An 18,469-nucleotide genomic window follows, 5' to 3' on the forward strand; every position below is an offset into this window, starting at 1 on the left:
TCGTCGGCCCGTGGTGAAAGGCGACGATACCGTCCGCACGCCGGTATCGATGACCGCGTCGGACGACATCGCGTCGGACGCACCGGGTGTCACCGTGCGCGACCGGGGATGTCCGCCTCGTCGTCCTGCGTGGTGGGGGGTGTCGACAGGACGGTCGTGTCACGTCCGGGGTTCCGACGTCCGACCACGACGAACGCTATCAGCGCGCCGAGGCCCACCACGATGGACGTCCAGACGTTGAGTCGCAGACCGAGCACGGTCTCGGCGGGGTCGATGCGCAGCATCTCGATCCACAGGCGGCCCGTCGTGTACAGCACGACGTACAACCAGAACGTCCTCCCGCTGCCCGGGCGGAGCCGAGATCCCAGGTAGATCAGCAGTGCGGCCGCAGCGAAGTTCCACAGCATCTCGTACAGGAACGTCGGGTGGAACAGCGTGCCGGGCTCATAGCCCGCAGGCAGGTGGGCGTCGTCGACGCGCAACCCCCAGGGCAGGGTCGTGGGCCCGCCGAACAGCTCCTGGTTGAACCAGTTGCCGAGACGACCGATGCCCTGCGCCACGAGCAGCCCGGGAGCCAGGGCATCGGCGAAGGCCGCCAGCCGCACCCCGTGGCGGCGACAGCCGATCCACGCACCGAGCGCACCGAGCGCGACGGCGCCCCAGATGCCGAGGCCGCCCTCCCAGATGGCGAGCGCCTTCCAGGGGTCGCCACCGGGTCCGAAGTACGCGTCGGGTGAGCTGACGACGTGGTACAGCCGGCCGCCGACGATCCCGAAGGGCACCGCCCAGTACGCGATGTCCAGGACGGTCTCGGGGTCTCCCCCCTGCTTCTTCCACCGCCACTGCGTCATGACGGTCGCCACGACGATGCCGAGGAGGATCGCGATCGCGTACGCCCGCAGAGGGAACGGACCCAGGTGCCAGACGCTCTGCCCGGGGCTCGGGATCGCGAGCGGGAGGACGGTCATCGCGGGGCCCGCACCGCCGAGCGCACACCGCCGGCCAGGCCACGCACCACACCCGTGAGGGCGTCGAGGCCTGCGGCCTCGTCCGGCGCCTCGAGCAGCGGCCGCACCAGCGCCGAGCCCACGATCACGCCGTCGGCGTACCCCGCCACCTGCGCCGCCTGCTCGGGACGCGAGACGCCCAGACCGACGCACACGCGCGACGCGCCCGCGGCCCGCGTGTCGGCGACGAGCTGCTCCGCGCGCTCACCCACGGTGGCGCGCTCGCCGGTGACGCCCATGGTCGACGCCGCGTACACGAACCCGCGGCTCGCGGCGACGGTCGACACCAGCCGCTCGGGCGTCGAGCTCGGCGCGACCAGGAAGACACGGTCGAGGCCGTGCGCGTCGGACGCGGCCAGCCACTCCGCGCCCTCGTCAGGGATCAGGTCGGGGGTGATGAGGCCCGCGCCGCCCGCGGCGGCGAGGTCCCGCGCGAACGCCTCGACCCCGTAGCGCAGCACGAGGTTCCAGTAGGTCATCACCAGGACCGGCGCGCCGGCATCCGCCACCTGCTCGGCGACGAGCAGCGTGTCCCGCACGCGCGTGCCCTGCGCCAGCGCGTGGTTCGCCGCTGCCTGGATGACCGGTCCGTCCATGACGGGGTCGGTGTACGGCACGCCCAGCTCGACGATGTCCACGCCAGCCTCGACCATCGCCCGCACCGCGCGCGCCGAGCCGGGTACCGACGGGAACCCGACCGGCAGGTAGCCGATGAGTGCCGCACGGGGCTGGGGTCCGCGGGCCAGCTCGTCGAGCTTCTCCCCCGTCGCCGACCGCACGTCCGTGACGCTCACAGCTGCTCCCCCTCGTCGGCCTTGAGCACGGGCTCGGGCTCGATCAGTCCGAACCACGCGGCCGCCGTCGCCACGTCCTTGTCACCGCGGCCCGACAGGTTGACCAGGATCACGGGGTCCCTCCCGTCGGCTGCCCACGTCGCGGCCTCGCGACCGAGCGCGATCGCGCCGGCAAGCGCGTGCGCGGACTCGATGGCCGGGATGATGCCCTCCGTGCGGCACAGCAGGCGGAACGCCTCCATCGCCTCACCGTCCGTCACGGGGCGGTACTGCGCACGCCCGGTGTCGTGCAGCCAGGCGTGCTCGGGCCCGACGCTCGGGTAGTCGAGGCCCGCGGACACGGAGTGGCTCGGCAGGGTCTGCCCGTCCTCGTCCTGGAGCAGGTAGCTGCGCGCGCCATGCAGGACGCCGGGCGCCCCACCGGAGAACCGTGCGGAGTGCCGCCCGGACGCGATGCCCTCACCGCCCGCCTCGAACCCGAACAGGCGGACCTGCGGGTCGTCGAGGAACGCGTTGAAGATGCCCATCGCGTTGGACCCGCCGCCGACGCACGCCACGACCGCGTCGGGCAGCGCACCGGTCTCGTCGAGGATCTGCGCCCGGGCCTCGTCGCCGATCACCCTGTGGAAGTCGCGAACCATCTCCGGGAACGGGTGGGGGCCGGTCACCGTGCCGAGCAGGTAGTGCGTCGACTCGACGTTGGCCACCCAGTCGCGCAGCGCCTCGTTGATCGCGTCCTTGAGCGTGCGGGTACCGATCGTGACGGGCACGACCGTCGCGCCGAGCAGCTCCATGCGCGCGACGTTCAGCGCCTGGCGCTGCGTGTCCTCCTCGCCCATGTAGACCGTGCACTCGAGATCGAGCAGCGCTGCGGCCGTGGCGGTCGCGACGCCGTGCTGACCGGCGCCCGTCTCGGCGATGACCCGTCGCTTGCCCATGCGCTTGACCAGCAGGGCCTGTCCGAGCACGTTGTTGATCTTGTGCGACCCCGTGTGGTTGAGGTCCTCACGCTTGAGGAAGACGCGCACGCCGTCGCCGACGTGCTGCGCGAACCGCGGCACCTCGGTGATCGGGCTCGGGCGTCCCGTGTAGGTGCGGTGCAGACGCTCGAGCTCGTCGGAGAACGTGGGGTCGGCCAGTGCCTTGCGGTAGTACGTCTCGAGCTCGTCGAGCGCAGCGATCAACGCCTCCGGGACGAACCGGCCGCCGAACTCCCCGAAGTACGGCCCCTCGTGCCGCGCGAGCGGGCCGCCCCCGCGCAGCACGTCACGCATGCTCCGTCCCACGTGGCCGCGTCCGCCCCCGGCCCCGGTCACTGCCGCACCGCCCGCAGCGCGGGGTGGGCACCCGCCGCCACGAGGTCCGCCACGGACTGGCGAGGGGCGTCGTCCGTCACGAGGGCCTCGCCGACGAGCACCACGTCCGCTCCGGCACGCGCATAGTCCATGACGTCGTGCGGTCCCCGCACGCCGGACTCGGCGACCTTGACGACGTCCGAGGGGATCGCGGGCGCCACCCGCGAGAAGGTGGTCCGGTCGACCTCCAGCGAGCGCAGGTCACGCGCGTTGACGCCGATGACCCGCGCGCCCGCGTCGACCGCCCGCGCGACCTCCTCGGTGTCGTGGACCTCGACGAGCGCGGTCATCCCGAGGGAGTGCACCCGCTCGACCAGCGACTCGAGCACGGTCTGCTCGAGCGCGGCGACGATGAGCAGCACCAGGTCGGCGCCGTGCGCCCGCGCCTCCCACACCTGGTAGGGCGAGACCACGAAGTCCTTGCGCAGCACGGGCACGTCGACGCGGGCGCGGACGGCGTCCAGGTCGGCCAGCGAGCCGTTGAACCGGCGCTGCTCGGTGAGCACCGAGATCGCGACCGCACCGCCCTTCGCGTACTCAGCGGCCAACGCCGCCGGGTCCGAGATCGCGGCGAGCGCACCCTTGCTCGGGCTCGACCGCTTCACCTCGGCGATCACGGTCACCGCATCTGCCATCTTGAGCCGCGCGACGCACTGCAGCGCCGACTCCCGACGGGCAGCCCTCTCCTTCAGCTCACCGAGAGGCGTGGCCGCCTCCCGTGTGGCGAGGTCTTCCTTGACCCCCGCGACGATGTCGTCCAGCACTGTCATCGACCGATCATCCCCTCTGGCCGGTTGGTGCGGCACGTCCCGCTCTGTGGGCCTGGGTCGTCGCCGACGAGCCATGGTAGACGTGCCGAGCACCACGTCAGTCCACCGCCCGAGGTGTGGACCGCCGCCGTCACCCCCGGCGCATGGTCCAGCTCCTGGTCCACCGCTGGTCCGTGTCGCCCTACGGCGCCACGGCGAGGAACGGGAGGGCGAGACCCAGGAACAGCAGGGGCAGCAGCACCATGAACGCCAGCACGAGGATGACGAGCACGCCCAGGCCGGTCGCGACCCAGCCGAGCACGATGCCCGCGGTCGCCATCCCGTCGTTGTTCGCCTGCCCGGCAGCAACGGCGCGGCGCGCGTTGTTGCCGACGACCACCGCCGGGATCCCGGTGAAGAACACGCAGCCCATGACGCCCAGCAGCCCGAGCACGAGCGACCACACCGCGAGGTCGTTGCGCGGCGCGTACGCCGGCGGCGGGAGGACCGGGTACCCGCCGTCCGGCGGACCGGGCTGCACGTCCTGGTCGGGCGGCGTCACGGGCTGCGGTCCCGGTGCGGGTGCGTGCTTCGGGGTCGCGTCCACGGGCGCGGCGCCGCCGTGCGCGACGTACGCCGCCTCCTGCCCGTACGCGGGTCCGGGCTGCGGCTCGTGCGGTGTGCTCATGACGGTGCCTCCTGGGTGCGGGACTGGGGACGGGGTGATCGCGACCGTGGCGCCTCGAGCCGCTAGGGCAGCGGCGCAGGTCCGAGGTACGGCACGAGGGCCGGGACGTTGCGCAGCACGGCGAACGCCACGACCGCTACGAGGACGGTCCACGGCACCCACGCCGGCGCGACCGGGCCGGGCCGGCCACGCAGCCGTCGCACGGTCCACAGCGCCCAGGCGAACGCCAGGAGCGGCGCCGCGAGCGTCCACAGCGGGTTCGCCTGCCACGCAGCGGCGAGGTCCCCCGTCAGCAGGTCGTGCGTCGCACGCAGACCTCCGCAGCCCGGGCACGACACCCCGAGGAAGAGGACCGAGGGGCAGATGCCGTAGCTGAGGGGCACGTACGGCGACCGTGCGACCAGCAGCACCGCACCACCCACCGCGGCCGCGCCCACAGCGAGCGGCACCGCGCCCCGCCGCAGGTGCGGCGGGGACGCGGTGCCGGGGCTCGCTGCCACCCGCGGGGCAGGTGTCACGGGGTCTGCAGCTGCTGCTGACGCTCCACTTCCTCCTGGACGTACTCCATGAATCCGTCCAGACCGCCGTACTGGGCGATGCCCATGGCGATGCTCACGAGGAAGTACAGCCCGATGAGGACACCGAGGACGCTGAGGATGATGCCCGCGAGCGCGAGGCCGCCGTTGGTGGCCTCGCCGCGCGCCGCTGCCGCCCGGCCCTTGATCCCGAGCCAGATGCCGATCGCGCCGGGGATGATGCCGACGGCGAAGCAGCACAGCACGATCGAGAGGATGCCGAGCCCGAGCGACCAACCGCCGAGCGAGTTGCGCGCGGTCGACGGCGCACCGCCGTAGCCGGGCTGCTGACCGTAGCCGGGCTGCTGGCCGTAGCCGGGCTGCTGGCCGTACGCCGGAGCCTGGCCGTACGCCGGCGGCTGGCCGTACGCCGGCGGCTGGCCCTGCCCGTAGGCGGGAGGCTGCCCGTAGGCGGGAGGCTGACCCGGGGTCGGCGCTGCCGACGGTGCGTCCGGGCTGGTCCCGGCGGGGTACGGCGGGACGTCCCCTGTCGGCGGGGGGCCCGGGGACGGGGGCACCGGACCGGGCTCGGCCGAACCGGCGCCTGGCTCGTCGGGCGTGTACGGGTCGCGGGGCTCGTTCGGGGTCGTCATGCAGCTCTCCCAGCGTCGGTGGTGGTGCGGACCGGAGGACTCCCCGGTGCGGTCAGTGGCCGCCGCGTCGCTGCGCGCGGGCGAGCGTCGCTGCGCCGCCCTGCCCGTGTCCCAGCAGCTGCAGGACCTTGCCCAGGACGAGGGCCAGGACGATGACGCCCATGCCGACCCAGAACAGCCAGACGAGAGTGAACGCCACCCCGAGCGCGGCGACCAGGCCGCCGAGGACGACACCCCAGGTCGTCGTCCACGCCGCGACGGTGCGACCGTGGTTGGTCGGAGGCGTCGTCGGCGGCAGGTGCATGGTCTCGGTGCGCGTCGGGTTCTGCGCGCGGTGGGCCAGCGAGTGATCGGCCATCAGAGGTACGTCCTTCGTGCTCGGTGTCGGGACACCCTATCCGAGACCGCCCCGTCCACGCTGGTCAGGACGGGTCGTCGCCCCGGCTCAACGCATCCCAGTCCGCGCGCTCGTCGGCCGCGCCCGTGGTCGCCGGCGCGGCCCCGCCCGGACGCTCGTGGCGGCGCGACGTGTGCCGCCACGAGCCGCCCGCGCGCGTCAGCGCCGCGCCGAGCAGCACCACGACGACGCCCGCCACGACGGCGACGACGGGCCACGCGGTGAGCGACGCGGACGGGTCGTCGACAGCGACACCCGTGGCCTCGGCCACGGCTCCCCAGACGGCGCCGCCGGGGTCGGCGAGCACCCCGCCCGCGGCGGCGCAGACGAGCAGTCCCGCACCCACCGTGACGATCGCCACGACCCAGCGGCCGACGCGTCCGACGAGCGCGACGGCAGCGGCAGCGGCCAGCAGGACGAGACCGGCAGCCGTGGCCTGCGGCGCGACAGCCGAACCGGTCACCCGGACGTCCACGGAGCGCTCGAGGGAGCTGCTGCCCTCGGCGACGACCCAGGTCGGCAGCGCGACGACCGCGACGAGAGCCGCCGCGAGCACGAGCAGGAGCACCCACCGGCCGCGGCGCGCGGGCCCGTCGGTCCCGGCACGGGCGGCACCGGGGGTCGGCGCGTCGCTCACGGCAGGTCGTCGCGCAGGCACGCCGCGAGCTGGATCGCCCGGACGGCGGCCGCGGCCTTGTTGCGCGACTCCTCGTACTCGAGGGCCGGCACGGAGTCGGCGACGATGCCACCGCCCGCCTGCACGCTCGCCCGCCCGTCGCGGATCACCGCGGTGCGGATCGCGATGGCCATGTCCATGTCCCCGGCGAAGTCGAAGTACCCGACGGTCCCGCCGTAGACACCGCGCCGCGCCGGCTCCAGCTCGTCGATCAGCTCGATCGCCCGCGGCTTCGGCGCACCGGAGAGCGTGCCGGCCGGGAACGTGGCGACGAGGGTCTGGAGCGCGGTGGACCCGGCGCGCAGGCGACCGACCACCGTCGAGCAGATGTGCATGATGTGCGAGAACCGCCGCACGGCCATGAACTCCACGACCTCGACGCTCGTCGGCTCGCACACCTTGACCATGTCGTTGCGCGACAGGTCGACCAGCATGATGTGCTCGGCCCGCTCCTTGGGGTCCGCGAGCACCTCGTCCGCGAGGGTCCGGTCCTCCTCCGGCGTCGCCCCGCGCGGACGGGACCCCGCGATCGGGAAGGTCGTGACGTGGCCGTCGCTGACCTTGACGAGCGTCTCGGGGCTGGAGCCGACGACGGAGAAGTCGCGGCCGTCCGCGTCCTGCAGCGCGAGCAGGTACATGTACGGGCTCGGGTTGACGGTGCGCAGCACCCGGTAGACGTCGAGCGGGTCGGCCGGGCAGTCCAGGTCCAGCCGCTGCGAGAGCACGACCTGGAAGACGTCGCCGTCGCGGATCGCCTCCTGGCCCCGGCGCACCTGCGCCTCGAACTCCTCGCGTGTGCTGCGGAACTCGAGCTGCGGCACCGGTGCGGCCGGGTCGATCACCGCGGGTGCGGGGACCACGGGCCGGCGCAGCGCGGCCTGCATCTCGTCGAGGCGGCGCACCGCGTCCGCGTACGCGTCGTCGACGCGCTCGTCGGTCGCGTCGAAGTTGATCGCGTTGGCGACGAGCCACACCGACCCGTCGACGTGGTCGACCGCCGCCAGGTCGGAGGCCAGCAGCATCGTCACCTCGGGGATGCCGAGCTCCTCCGGCGCGCGCGCGGGCAGCGTCGGCTCCCAGTGGTGCACGACGTCCCAGCCGAGCACACCCACCATTCCCCCGGTCAGCGGCGGCAGCCCGGCGATGCGCGGTGTGTGCAGGACGTCGAGCGTGCGGCCCAGGACGTCGAGCACGTCCCCGTCGGTCGGGACCCCCACCGGCACGTCACCGGACCAGGCGGCTCGGCCGTCACGCACCGACAGGCACGCGCGCGACGTCACACCGACGAACGACCACCGCCCCCAGGTCCCGTCCGACTCGGCCGACTCGAGGATGAACGTGCCGGGCCGCCCCGCCGCGAGGGTGCGGTACAGACCCACGGGGGTCACGTCGTCGGCCAGGAGCCGGCGCACGACCGGCACGACGCGCCGCTCGGCGGCCAGGTCCCGGAACCCGTCGCGCGTCGGCCAGGTCGCCCCCCAGGGCACGTCCGTGGCGGTCGCGCGCGGCGCGGCGGAGACGGACGGCTGGGTCACGGCTGGGCTCCTCGGGAGGTGGCGGCTGCCGCCGCGGACGGGTCGGAGGTCGGGGGCAGCACGACCGGCAGGGGCCCGCCGGCCTCGAAGCACGTGCGAGAGCCGGTGTGGCAGGCGGCGCCGACCTGGTCGACGGTGACGAGCAGGGCGTCCCCGTCACAGTCGATCGCGACGGAGCGCACGTGCTGGACGTGGCCTGACGTGTCGCCCTTGCGCCAGTACTCCTGCCGGGACCGGCTCCAGAACGTCACGCGGCCCGTCGTGAGTGTGCGGTGCAGCGCCTCGTCGTCCATCCAGCCGAGCATGAGCACCTCGCGGGTGTCGTGCTGCTGGACGACCGCGGCGACGAGCCCGGCGTCGTCGCGGCGCAGGCGCGCGGCCACGGCCGGGTCCAGGGCGCTGCGCACCAGGCGTCCGTCGGGGGTGGTGGAGGGGTCGGTCTGCGGCACCCGACGATCCTGCCACGCGCGACCCGCACCGAGGCGCGCCGTCCGCGACGGCCGCACGGCTCGCCCGCGGCGCGGTCACGACGGGCTGCACCGGCTGCCGAGGTCAGCGCGTCTGCGACACCCAGGCGGAGTGCATCGCCGCGTAGTGCTCGCCGCGCGCCAGCAGGTCGGCGTGCGTGCCCACCTCGACGACGCGACCGGCGTGGACGACCACGACGAGGTCCGCGGCCTCCGCCGTCGACAGGCGGTGGGCGATCGTCAAGGTCGTGCGGCCCCGGGCGAGCTCGCGCAGCGCGCGCGCGATCCGCACCTCCGCGACGGGGTCCACCGCGGAGGTGGCCTCGTCGAGCAGCAGGAGGTCACCGTCCGCGAGCCGCGCCCGCGCGAGGGCCACGAGCTGCCGCTCGCCCGCGGACAGCAGCTCACCACGCTGCCCGACAGGGGTGGCCATGCCCGCGGGCAGCTCGTCCAGCCACGCGTCGAGGCCGAGCTCGGCGACGACCTGCTCCACGCGGGCGACGACCTGCGACGACGGCCCGGCGGCGACCACGTCGTCACGCAGGCCGTAGGCGATGTTCTCGGTGATCGTCCCGTCGAACAGGAACCCCTCCTGCGGGACCAGCACGACCCTGCGCCGCAGGTCGTGCGACGCGATACGACGCAGGTCGGTGCCGTCGAGCAGCACGGCCCCGGTGGTCGGGTCCATGAACCGGGCGACGAGCTTGGCCATCGTCGTCTTGCCCGAGCCCGTCGCCCCGACCACGGCGACCGACGTGCCGGCGGCGACGTGCAGGTCGACGTCCTGCAGCACCGGCGGGCCGTCCGGGTACGCGTAGCCGACGTCCGCGAACGTCAGCGACGCCGGGCCACGCGGGCTGGGGACGGCGTCCTCGCCCGGCTCCGCGACGTCCACGGGTGTCTCGAGGACACCCAGCACGCGCCGCCAGCCCGAGATCGCGTTCTGCAGCTCGTTGAGGATCTCGGTGGCCATCTGCACCGGCCCCGTGAACAGCTGGACGAGGAACAGGAAGGCCAGCACCCGTCCGACCGTCAGCTCGCCTGCGACACCCAGCCACGTGCCGGCGACCACGACGACCGCGAGCACGAGGTTGGCCACCAGCACGCCGGAGGAGAACACCACCGCCACGAGCGTCTGGGCGCGCACCATGGCCCGCCGCGTCGCGGCCACCGCGGCGTCGACACGACGCTGCGTGCGCTCCGACACCCCGTACGCCCGGATCGTCTCGGCGCCGACGACCGCCTCGGACACCGCGCCGAGCATCGCGCCGTACCGCTCCCGGACGGCTGCGTACCGCCGGTTCACGCCGCGCTGCATGCGCGGCAGGACCACCATCAGCGGCAGGAAGCACGCCCACACGAGCAGCGTGAGCTGCCACGAGTAGACCGCCATGAGCGTCGTGGCCACGAGGATCTGCAGCGCGGAGACGAGCAGCATGATGCCGCCCCACTGCACGAACATCGAGATCGTGTCGACGTCCGACGTCACGCGGGAGACGAGCGACCCCCGCCGCTCGGTGCTCTGGGTCAGCACGGACAGGTCGTGCACGTGCCGGAACGCCTTCGTGCGCAGGGTCAGCAGGCCCGCCTCGCTGGACCGGAAGAGCCGCACGTTGACCAGTGCGGAGCACGCGGCGCCGACCGCGAGCCCGACCGCCGCGATGCCGACGAGCGCCGCGGCCCGCGACACGTCGACGCCACCGGGCGCCAGGATCGCGGTGTCGACCGTCTGCTGCACGGCGATCGGCACGAGCACGCGGGCGGTCGCCGCGACCACGGCGAGCACGAGCGTCACGGCCAGCCCGTCGAGCAGCTCGGGTGACACCTGCGCCGCGCGGCGCAGCGTCGCGAGCACGCCGAGGGTGCTCGCCGGAGCCATGCGGCTGTCCTGCGCGGACGTCCGCGGCTGGTCCTTCGCCGTCATCGACGTCCTCCCTCTGCCGTGATGTCGTCGCCCCACGCGTCGGCCGCGTCCGCGTCGGCCCGTTCGCGCGCCCGGCGCTGTGACTCGCGCTCGTACGCCGTGGCCAGCTCGCGGTAGCCCGCGTCGCGCGCGAGCAGCTCGGCGTGCGTGCCGCGGTCGACGACACGACCCGCCTCGACGTGCACGACCTCGTCGGCGAGCACGACCGAGGCCATGCGGTACGCCACGAGCAGCACCGTCGGGCCCGTCCCCCCGGTGCCTGCGTGCAGCCCGGTGAGGATGTCGCGCTCGACGCCCGGGTCCACCGCCGAGGTCGCGTCGTCGAGGACGAGGACCCGGGGACGGCGCACGAGGGCGCGCGCGAGCGCGAGCCGCTGCCGCTGGCCGCCGGACAGGTTGGCGCCGCGCTCACCGAGCGGTGCGTCCAGCCCGCCCGGCAGCGCCCGCACCACGTCGTCGACGCGTGCCGCGGCGAGGGCCGCCCACACCTCGTCGTCACCGGGCGCCCCTGCGTCGCCGGGGTCCGCGAGCGTGACGTTGCCGCGCACCGTGTCCTCGAACACGAACGTCGACTGGCTCACGTAGCCCACCTGCGCCGCGAGGTCGGCGGGACGCAGGTCTCGGACGTCGACGCCGTCGACCTCGACCGCGCCCTGCGACGGGTCGACGAGGCGCGGCACCAGACCGACGAGCGTGGACTTGCCCGCGCCGGTCGGTCCGACGACTGCGAGCGTGCGCCCTGCCTCGACCCGCAGGTCCACGCCGTGCAGCAGCTCGACCTCGCCGTCGGACCCGGGCACCCGTAGGTGCACCCCACGCATCTCGACCGTGGCGCCCGGGGAGGCCGCGGCCAGCGGCGTGACGCCCTCGCTCGGCACACCCGGGGCGTCCAGGACCCGCGAGATCCGGTCGTGACCGACCAGGCCGCGGGGCAGCTCGCCGAGCACCCAGCCGAACGCGCGCACGGGTACGGCCAGCAGCGTCAGGAGGTAGGCGGCGGCGACGACGTCACCGGTGCCGATCGCACCGGCCGCGACCCGCTGCACCCCGACCAGCAGCACGAGCAGCGTGCCGAGGTTCGGCAGCAGGTCGATGACGGGGTCGAAGACCGCGCGGACGACACCGACGCGGACGTTGGCGTCCCGCAGCTCGCGTGCGCGCTCGGTGAACCGCACGTCCTCCCGCTCCTCGGTGCCGAGCGACTTCACCAGCGCGGCCGCCTCGAAGCTCTCGTGCGCGACGTCGGCCACCTCGGCACGCAGCTGCTGCGCACGCGTGATCGCCGGGGTCATCCGCCGCTGGAAGACGAGGTTCGCGATCACCGCGAGCGGCAGCACCACGAGTGCCGCCAGCGCCAGCCACACGTCGGTGCGCAGCAGTGCCACGGTGGCGGCGCCGATCATCACGACCACGCCGAGCGCGAAGGGCAGCGGGTTGAACACCCCCGTCGCCGCCTCGACGTCCGACCCCGCGTTCGACAGCAGCTGACCCGTGGGGTGCTGCCGGTGCCACGACATCGGCAGCCGCAGGTACTGCCGCGTGACCGCCCGGCGGTGGTCCGCCTGGATGTCGGCGACACCGATGCCCGCGAAGACGCGCCGACCGGCGACGCTGACGGCGAGCAGCAGCGCGACGAGCGCGACGACGAGGCCGGCCAGCCAGATCCTGTCCTGAGCCTGCTCGGACCCTGCCAGCGCGGGGACCACGACCTGGTCGGTGACAGCGCCGAGCACGCGGCTCACCGCGACCGTCAGCCCGCCGAACAGCGCGGAGGTCGCGACCGCCGCGACGTACGTTCGCGGGTGCGCGCGCATCCCGCGCCAGACCAGGGCGGCCGACCGGCGGGCCGTCGAGCCGCGGAGGGCCGCTCCGGCGGCCTGCGCGTCCGGGCGCGGCGAGGCGGCGGGGGTCCGTGGGCGCGCGGGCACGGCTGTCACACTCCTGACGACACGGGGGAAGTGGCGATCTTCTCACGCACCCACGGCTGCGCCCGTCCGACGCGCGCCGGACGGCACGGTGCGCGGCGACACTGCTTCGCATGGCACGATCACGTGCCATGACGTGGCACGAGACCGAACGCGACTGGCTCTGCGAGACGCTGCGCGCCGCGGACCCGCACGACCCCACGCTGTGCGCGGGCTGGGAGGCCCGGCACCTGGCGGCGCACCTGGTGATCCGTGAACGGCCCGGGCTCGCCGTGTCCGCGGTGCGCGGTGGGCTCGCAGCGGCGACGGAGCGGCTCGCGGAGAGCGCGTCCGACGCCCCCGGGTACGCCGACCTGGTCGAACGGTTCGCCACGCCGCCCCCGCGGTGGAGCCCGCTCGCGTGGGCCGGCGACGCGGTGAACGCGACCGAGTACTTCGTGCACACGGAGGACGTGCGCCGGGGCACCGGCGACCTCACGCCCCGCGAGCTGCCCGAGGGCCTGGTCGACGTCCTGTGGTCGCAGCTCGTGCGCATGGCGCCGCTGCGCCTTCGCCGCCTCGGGCCGGGCGTGGTGCTGGTCCGGGACGACGACGTGCGGTCGGCCGTGCACGCCCCCCGGCAGGGCTACGGGACGGTCGTCCTGCGGGGCGACGTGGGAGAGCTCGTGCTCGCTGTGTCCGGCCGCCTCCAGGCGTCGAACGTGCGGGTCGACGGCGCCGAGGACGAGGTCGCCACCGTGCGGGACCTCCTGACCGGACCCTGACGGCGGCGCGCGGCGGCGCCTCGCCGACCCGGCTCGTGGCCGTCCGTGTCAGCGGACGACGATCCCCGCGGCCCGCAGGGCGTCCTTGACCTGACCGATGGTGAGCGTGCCGAAGTGGAAGACGCTCGCGGCGAGGACCGCGTCGGCCCCGGCGCGCGCTGCCTCGACGAAGTGCTCGACGGTGCCGGCGCCACCCGAGGCGATCAACGGGACGCTCACCCGAGCGCGCACGTCGGTGATCATCTCCAGGTCGAAGCCCGCGGTCGTGCCGTCGGCGTCCATCGAGTTGAGCAGGATCTCACCGACCCCGAGGTCGACCGCCCGGTGGGCCCACTCGACGGCGTCCACCCCCGTGCCGCGTCGCCCGCCGTGGGTCGTCACCTCGTAGCCGGAGGGCGTGCGCGTCTCACCCGTCGTGCGGCGGGCGTCCACCGACAGCACCAGCACCTGCGAGCCGAACCGGTCGGCGATCTCGGTGATGAGCTCGGGGCGCGCGATCGCCGCGGTGTTGACGCCGACCTTGTCTGCCCCGGCCCGCAGGAGACGGTCCACGTCGTCCGGCGAACGGACCCCGCCCCCGACCGTGAGCGGGACGAAGACCTCCTCGGCGGTGCGACGCACCACGTCGTACGTGGTCTCGCGGTCCGACGACGACGCCGAGACGTCGAGGAACGTGAGCTCGTCGGCGCCCTCCGCGTCGTACCGCCGCGCGAGCTCGACGGGGTCGCCCGCGTCCCGGAGGTTCTCGAAGTTCACGCCCTTGACGACACGGCCGGCGTCCACGTCGAGGCACGGGATGACCCGCAGCGAGAGGCTCACTGGGCGCCCTGCGCGGGTGAGCCGGTGGCGAGGATGTCGATCACGAAGACCACCGTCTTTCCGGCGAGCTCCTCGGCGTCGGTCACGCCCAGGGGGTACGAGGGAGGCACGACGAGCATCACGCGGCTGCCGGCGGGCTGGTCGACCAGTCCCTCGGCCCAGGACGGCACGTCGGACAGCAGGAACGAGACGGGCAGCACGCGCTGCCACGTGGAGTCGAACAGGGCACCGTCGTCCCAGGAGAACCCGGCGTACTGGACCGTGATCACGTCACCCGCGGCGACCTGTGCGCCGGTGCCGCGCACGAGCGGCTCGACGACCAGGCGGTCCGGTGGCGGCGTGCCCGTCGGCGTGAGCGACAGCGACCCGTCACCGTCCTCGGTCACCACCGGCAGGGACGGGTCGGGCTCGAGCTGCTCCCCCACCGCCCGCGTCGGCAGCACGTCGAGCACGGTGACCGTCGGGTAGTCGGCTCCGGACCCGCCGGGTGCCACCTGCAGGAGCCGCGCGCCGACCTGCTGACCGCGCAACGTCTCGTACAGGTCCGTGCCGAGGTCCTCGACCGTCAGCATCCGGGGCGTGGGACTCGTCGAGTAGCTCTCCTTGACGAGACTCGCGTCCCGCGCGTTCTCCAGCCAGAAGTCGATGAGCACGGGGGCACCGTCGACGAGCTCCGTACCCGTTCCCGGCCAGATCTCCTTGCGGAACGTCTCCTCGACGGTCAGCGGCGTCACGTAGGTCACGGTCGGGGCCTGGCCCGCGTCACCCGTCACCGTGACCTCGGGCTCGACCGCCGTCACCGAGGTGCATGCCGCGAGCAGCATCGCCACGACAACCGGAAGGGCCGCCCGGCGGGCACCTGCCACCAACCGCACGTCCGTTCCTCCTCGCTCGGTCCTTCACGACGTCGCCGCGCCGTGCCTCACCGGCCCTCGCACGACGGGGCCCCACTGTACGACCACCGGCACCCGTCGCGCGGTGACGTCCGACCCCCGCGACCCGGCGTGGGCCGCGGACGTCACATGGACTCGATGAGCCGGTCGACGCGCTCGTCGACGCTGCGGAACGGGTCCTTGCACAGGACCGTGCGCTGGGCCTGGTCGTTGAGCTTGAGGTGCACCCAGTCGACCGTGTAGTCCCGCCGCGCGTCCTGCGCCGCGCGCACGAAGTCGCCGCGCAGCTTCGCCCTCGTCGTCTGCGGCGGGACCGCCGTCGCCTCGAACACGTCGAGGTCGGTGGTGACGCGCTCGACGAGCCCGCGCGCGGCCAGCAGGTTGTACAGGCCCTCGGTGCGCGAGATGTCGTGGTACGCGAGGTCGAGCCGCTGGACCCGCACGTCGGACAGCTCGAGGTCGTGCTTCGCGCGGTAGCGCTCGATCATCCGGTACTTGATCACCCAGTCCAGCTCCCGCTCGACGAGCGTCAGGTCTCCCTCGCGCAGCGCCCGCAGCCCGCGCTCCCACAGGTCGAGCACCTGCTTGGTCTCCGGGGACGGCCCCGTCTCGGCGGTGACGAAGTCGCTGACGCGCGAGAGGTACTCCTCCTGCAGGTCGATCGCGGTCACCGTGCGGCCCGACGCGAGCGTCACCGGCTGCTTGCCGGTCATGTCGTGGCTGATCTCCCGGATCGCGCGGATCGGGTTCTCGAGCGTCATGTCGCGCATCGTCACGCCGGCCTCGATGAGGCGCAGCAGCAGGTCCGTCGACCCGACCTTGAGCATCGTCGTCGTCTCCGACATCGACGAGTCACCCACGATCACGTGCAGCCGACGGTAGTGCTCCGCGTCGGCGTGCGGCTCGTCACGGGTGTTGATGATGGGCCGGGACCGCGTGGTCGCGCTCGAGACCGCCTCCCAGATGTGGTCCGCGCGCTGCGACAGGCAGTAGACCGCACCCCGGGGCGTGGTCAGGACCTTGCCCGCGCCGGTGAGGACCTGCCGCGTGATGAGGAACGGCACGAGCACGTCCGACAGGCGGGCGAAGTCGCCCTGCCGGCGCACCAGGTAGTTCTCGTGGCAGCCGTAGGAGTTCCCGGCCGAGTCGGTGTTGTTCTTGAACAGGTGGATCCGTCCGGGCAGCCCCTCGTGCTCGAGCCGCTGCTGGGCGTCCGCCACGAGGCCCTCGAGGATGCGCTCCCCCGCACGGTCGTGCGTGACGAGCTGGCGCCAGTCGTCGCACTCGGCGGTCGCGTACTCGGGGTGCGAGCCGACGTCGAGGTACAGGCGCGAGCCGTTGCGCAGGAACACGTTCGACGAGCGCCCCCACGCCACGACCTTGCGGAAGAGGTACCGCGCGACCTCGTCCGCGGACAGGCCGCGGCCGTCCTGCGCCGCGCACGTGACCCCGTACTCGGTCTCCAGACCGAAGATGCGCCTGTCCATTCGTCACTCCCCGTCGCTCGTCGGCCCGGTGCGGTCGACACCCTCAGGGCGTCGGCGGACCGTCACCGCCCGCCGGGGCGTCGACCCCGCCGAGCACGTCCTCCAGCAGCGCCCCCGTCAGCCTGCGGAACGCACGCCGCGGCCGGGTCCGGTCCAGGACCGCCACTTCGAGCGCGGCGGCACCCAGTGCCCGCGGCTCCGCCTCGTCCGCGGCCGAGCCCAGCACCTGCACCGCGAGCCCCAGCGCCTGCGCGAGCGTCATGCCCGGGCGCCACCCGGCACCCAGCAGGCCGGCCAGGCGCTCGGCCTGGCCGCCCATCACGACCCAGCCGTGCTCGTCGGCGACCGAGCCGTCGTACGACAACCGGTAGATCTGGTCGCCGGCCGGCTCGCGTCCGACCTCGACGACGACCAGCTCGACCTCGAGCGGCTTGGACTCCGTGGTGAACACGGTGCCGAGCGTCTGCGCGTACGCGTTGGCCAGGCCGCGTGCGGTCACGTCCACACGGTCGTAGGAGTAGCCGCGCAGGTCGGCGTACCTGACTCCCGCGACCCGCAGGTTCTCGAACTCGTTGTACTTGCCGACGGCGGCGAACGCGATGCGGTCGTAGATCTCCGAGATCTTGTGCAGCGCACGCGACGGGTTCTCGGTCGCGAACGCGATGCCGTCGTCGTACTGCAGCACCACCACGGAACGTCCGCGGGCGATGCCCTTGCGCGCATAGTCCGCCCGGTCCTTCATCAGCTGCTCGGGCGAGACGTAGAACGGCATGCTCATCGCGCACCTCCGTCGCGTCGCGTGCTGCGCCGGCCGTTCTCGACGGTCTCGACCGCGGCAGCCAGGTCGTCGTCCGACACCCGCAGGTAGCCCGCCTCCGTCACGGTCGCGACCACGGGCCAGATGCGCCGTGCCCGGTCGGGTCCCCCGGTCGCGGAGTCGTCGTCGGCCGCGTCCACGAGCGCCTCGACGGCGACACGCACCGCGGTCGACGCGTCCAGGCCGTCGCGCCAACGCTTCTTCAACGAGCCGCGTGCGAACACCGAGCCCGACCCCACGGCGTGGTGCTCCTGCTCCTCGTAGCGCCCACCCGTCACGTCGTACGAGAAGATGCGCCCGCGCCCGCCGTCCAGGTCGTACCCGGCGAACAGCGGCACGACCGCGAGACCCTGCATCGCCATGCCGAGGTTGCCGCGGATCATCGTCGCGAGCCGGTTGGCCTTGCCGTCGAGCGACAGCAGGCTGCCCTCGATCTTCTCGTAGTGCTCGAGCTCGAGCTGGAAGAGGCGGACCAGCTCGATGGCCAGGCCTGCGGTCCCGGCGATGCCGACGGCGGAGAACTCGTCCGCGGGGAACACCTTCTCGATGTGCCGGCTCGCGATCATCGAGCCCATCGTGGCGCGCCGGTCACCCGCCATGACGACACCACCGTCGAACACCAGCGCGACGATCGTCGTCCCGTGCGGCGCCTGGACGTCGCCGGGCGGCACCGGGCGACGCCCCGGCAGCAGGTCAGGGGCGTACCCGGAGAGGAAGTCGACGAACGACGACGAACCAGGCGTGGTGAAGGCGTGCGGGAGCCTGCCGGACGAGTCGTGCAGTGTCATCGGCGCTCACTGACCGCCCTTCTGGACGAACCCACGCACGAACTGCTCGGCGTTCTGCTCGAGGACGTCGTCGATCTCCTCGAGCAACGCGTCGACCTCCGCGTCCCGGGCCTGCGCGCTCGGCGCCGCCGGGGTCGGCGTCCCGGGCTCCTCCGCGGGCTCGTCGTCCTGACGGTGCCTGACGTGCTCCTGCCCAGCCATGGTGACCTCCGTCCT

At 73.7% G+C, this 18,469-nt stretch carries 20 protein-coding genes; 1 reads left to right on the forward strand and 19 read right to left on the reverse strand.

Features of this window, described 5'->3' with window-relative positions; all coding sequences use genetic code 11:
* Nucleotides 1–89 precede the first annotated feature (89 nt).
* The 13 genes from lgt to NP048_RS10130 all read right to left on the reverse strand — a co-directional run bounded on the left by lgt (nucleotide 90) and on the right by NP048_RS10130 (nucleotide 12,688).
* Entirely contained in the window at nucleotides 90–968 is an 879-nt protein-coding gene (gene lgt, locus NP048_RS10070; RefSeq protein ID WP_227575484.1) for a prolipoprotein diacylglyceryl transferase, read from the reverse strand.
* Nucleotides 965–1,801 carry a tryptophan synthase subunit alpha gene (trpA, locus tag NP048_RS10075; RefSeq protein WP_227575485.1) on the reverse strand — a complete coding sequence of 279 codons (837 nt, stop codon included), beginning with the start codon at nucleotides 1,799–1,801 and terminating at the stop codon, nucleotides 965–967. The genes lgt and trpA overlap by 4 nt, the downstream gene beginning before the upstream one ends.
* Nucleotides 1,798–3,075, reverse strand: a complete 1,278-nt coding sequence (trpB, locus tag NP048_RS10080) for a tryptophan synthase subunit beta (protein ID WP_227575486.1) — start codon at nucleotides 3,073–3,075, stop codon at nucleotides 1,798–1,800. The genes trpA and trpB overlap by 4 nt, the downstream gene beginning before the upstream one ends.
* Before the next feature lie 38 nt (nucleotides 3,076–3,113).
* Nucleotides 3,114–3,926 carry an indole-3-glycerol phosphate synthase TrpC gene (gene trpC / locus NP048_RS10085; protein WP_227575487.1) on the reverse strand — a complete coding sequence of 271 codons (813 nt, stop codon included), beginning with the start codon at nucleotides 3,924–3,926 and terminating at the stop codon, nucleotides 3,114–3,116.
* 181 nt (nucleotides 3,927–4,107) lie between these two features.
* The gene (locus NP048_RS10090) at nucleotides 4,108–4,593 is read right to left on the reverse strand and encodes a DUF4190 domain-containing protein (RefSeq protein WP_227575488.1); all 486 of its coding nucleotides are present in this window, start codon (nucleotides 4,591–4,593) and stop codon (nucleotides 4,108–4,110) included.
* Between the two features lie 62 nt (nucleotides 4,594–4,655).
* The gene (locus NP048_RS10095) at nucleotides 4,656–5,111 is read right to left on the reverse strand and encodes a DUF2752 domain-containing protein (protein ID WP_227575489.1); all 456 of its coding nucleotides are present in this window, start codon (nucleotides 5,109–5,111) and stop codon (nucleotides 4,656–4,658) included.
* Nucleotides 5,108–5,761 carry a hypothetical protein gene (locus NP048_RS10100; protein ID WP_227575490.1) on the reverse strand — a complete coding sequence of 218 codons (654 nt, stop codon included), beginning with the start codon at nucleotides 5,759–5,761 and terminating at the stop codon, nucleotides 5,108–5,110. The genes NP048_RS10095 and NP048_RS10100 overlap by 4 nt, the downstream gene beginning before the upstream one ends.
* Nucleotides 5,762–5,813: 52 nt before the next feature.
* Entirely contained in the window at nucleotides 5,814–6,119 is a 306-nt protein-coding gene (locus NP048_RS10105; protein ID WP_227575491.1) for an HGxxPAAW family protein, read from the reverse strand.
* 64 nt (nucleotides 6,120–6,183) lie between these two features.
* Nucleotides 6,184–6,795 (reverse strand): Trp biosynthesis-associated membrane protein, encoded by a 612-nt coding sequence (locus tag NP048_RS10110; protein WP_227575492.1) that lies wholly within the window; start codon nucleotides 6,793–6,795, stop codon nucleotides 6,184–6,186.
* Nucleotides 6,792–8,369, reverse strand: coding sequence for an anthranilate synthase component I (locus tag NP048_RS10115; protein ID WP_227575493.1), 1,578 nt, complete (start codon nucleotides 8,367–8,369; stop codon nucleotides 6,792–6,794). Before NP048_RS10115 ends, NP048_RS10110 begins: the two co-directional genes overlap by 4 nt.
* Entirely contained in the window at nucleotides 8,366–8,818 is a 453-nt protein-coding gene (gene hisI / locus NP048_RS10120; protein WP_372456769.1) for a phosphoribosyl-AMP cyclohydrolase, read from the reverse strand. The genes NP048_RS10115 and hisI overlap by 4 nt, the downstream gene beginning before the upstream one ends.
* Before the next feature lie 103 nt (nucleotides 8,819–8,921).
* Entirely contained in the window at nucleotides 8,922–10,760 is a 1,839-nt protein-coding gene (locus tag NP048_RS10125) for an ABC transporter ATP-binding protein (RefSeq protein WP_227575494.1), read from the reverse strand.
* Nucleotides 10,757–12,688 carry an ABC transporter ATP-binding protein gene (locus NP048_RS10130; RefSeq protein WP_372456770.1) on the reverse strand — a complete coding sequence of 644 codons (1,932 nt, stop codon included), beginning with the start codon at nucleotides 12,686–12,688 and terminating at the stop codon, nucleotides 10,757–10,759. The genes NP048_RS10125 and NP048_RS10130 overlap by 4 nt, the downstream gene beginning before the upstream one ends.
* A 128-nt stretch (nucleotides 12,689–12,816) precedes the next feature.
* Here NP048_RS10130 and NP048_RS10135 point away from each other — a divergent pair, with 128 nt between their 5' ends.
* On the forward strand, nucleotides 12,817–13,449 hold the full coding sequence (locus NP048_RS10135; RefSeq protein ID WP_256769260.1) for a TIGR03085 family metal-binding protein: 633 nt from the start codon (nucleotides 12,817–12,819) through the stop codon (nucleotides 13,447–13,449).
* A gap of 48 nt (nucleotides 13,450–13,497) precedes the next feature.
* Here the strand turns inward: NP048_RS10135 and hisF are convergent, their stop codons facing one another.
* The 6 genes from hisF to NP048_RS10165 form a co-directional block, all read right to left on the reverse strand.
* Nucleotides 13,498–14,268 (reverse strand): imidazole glycerol phosphate synthase subunit HisF, encoded by a 771-nt coding sequence (gene hisF / locus NP048_RS10140; RefSeq protein WP_227575496.1) that lies wholly within the window; start codon nucleotides 14,266–14,268, stop codon nucleotides 13,498–13,500.
* A complete protein-coding gene (locus tag NP048_RS10145) occupies nucleotides 14,265–15,134 on the reverse strand; it encodes an FKBP-type peptidyl-prolyl cis-trans isomerase (protein ID WP_227579734.1) in 870 nt (289 codons plus the stop codon). Before NP048_RS10145 ends, hisF begins: the two co-directional genes overlap by 4 nt.
* Nucleotides 15,135–15,286: 152 nt before the next feature.
* Complete coding sequence (gene pafA, locus NP048_RS10150; protein ID WP_227575498.1) at nucleotides 15,287–16,648, reverse strand: Pup--protein ligase; 1,362 nt, start codon at nucleotides 16,646–16,648, stop codon at nucleotides 15,287–15,289.
* Between the two features lie 43 nt (nucleotides 16,649–16,691).
* Nucleotides 16,692–17,426, reverse strand: coding sequence for a proteasome subunit alpha (gene prcA / locus NP048_RS10155; RefSeq protein ID WP_227575499.1), 735 nt, complete (start codon nucleotides 17,424–17,426; stop codon nucleotides 16,692–16,694).
* Nucleotides 17,423–18,253, reverse strand: coding sequence for a proteasome subunit beta (gene prcB / locus NP048_RS10160; protein ID WP_227575500.1), 831 nt, complete (start codon nucleotides 18,251–18,253; stop codon nucleotides 17,423–17,425). Before prcB ends, prcA begins: the two co-directional genes overlap by 4 nt.
* A gap of 6 nt (nucleotides 18,254–18,259) precedes the next feature.
* A complete protein-coding gene (locus tag NP048_RS10165) occupies nucleotides 18,260–18,454 on the reverse strand; it encodes a ubiquitin-like protein Pup (RefSeq protein ID WP_227575501.1) in 195 nt (64 codons plus the stop codon).
* Nucleotides 18,455–18,469: the final 15 nt, after the last annotated feature.

The sequence above is a fragment of the Cellulomonas xiejunii genome (genome assembly GCF_024508315.1).
GTDB classification, from domain to species: domain Bacteria; phylum Actinomycetota; class Actinomycetes; order Actinomycetales; family Cellulomonadaceae; genus Cellulomonas; species Cellulomonas xiejunii.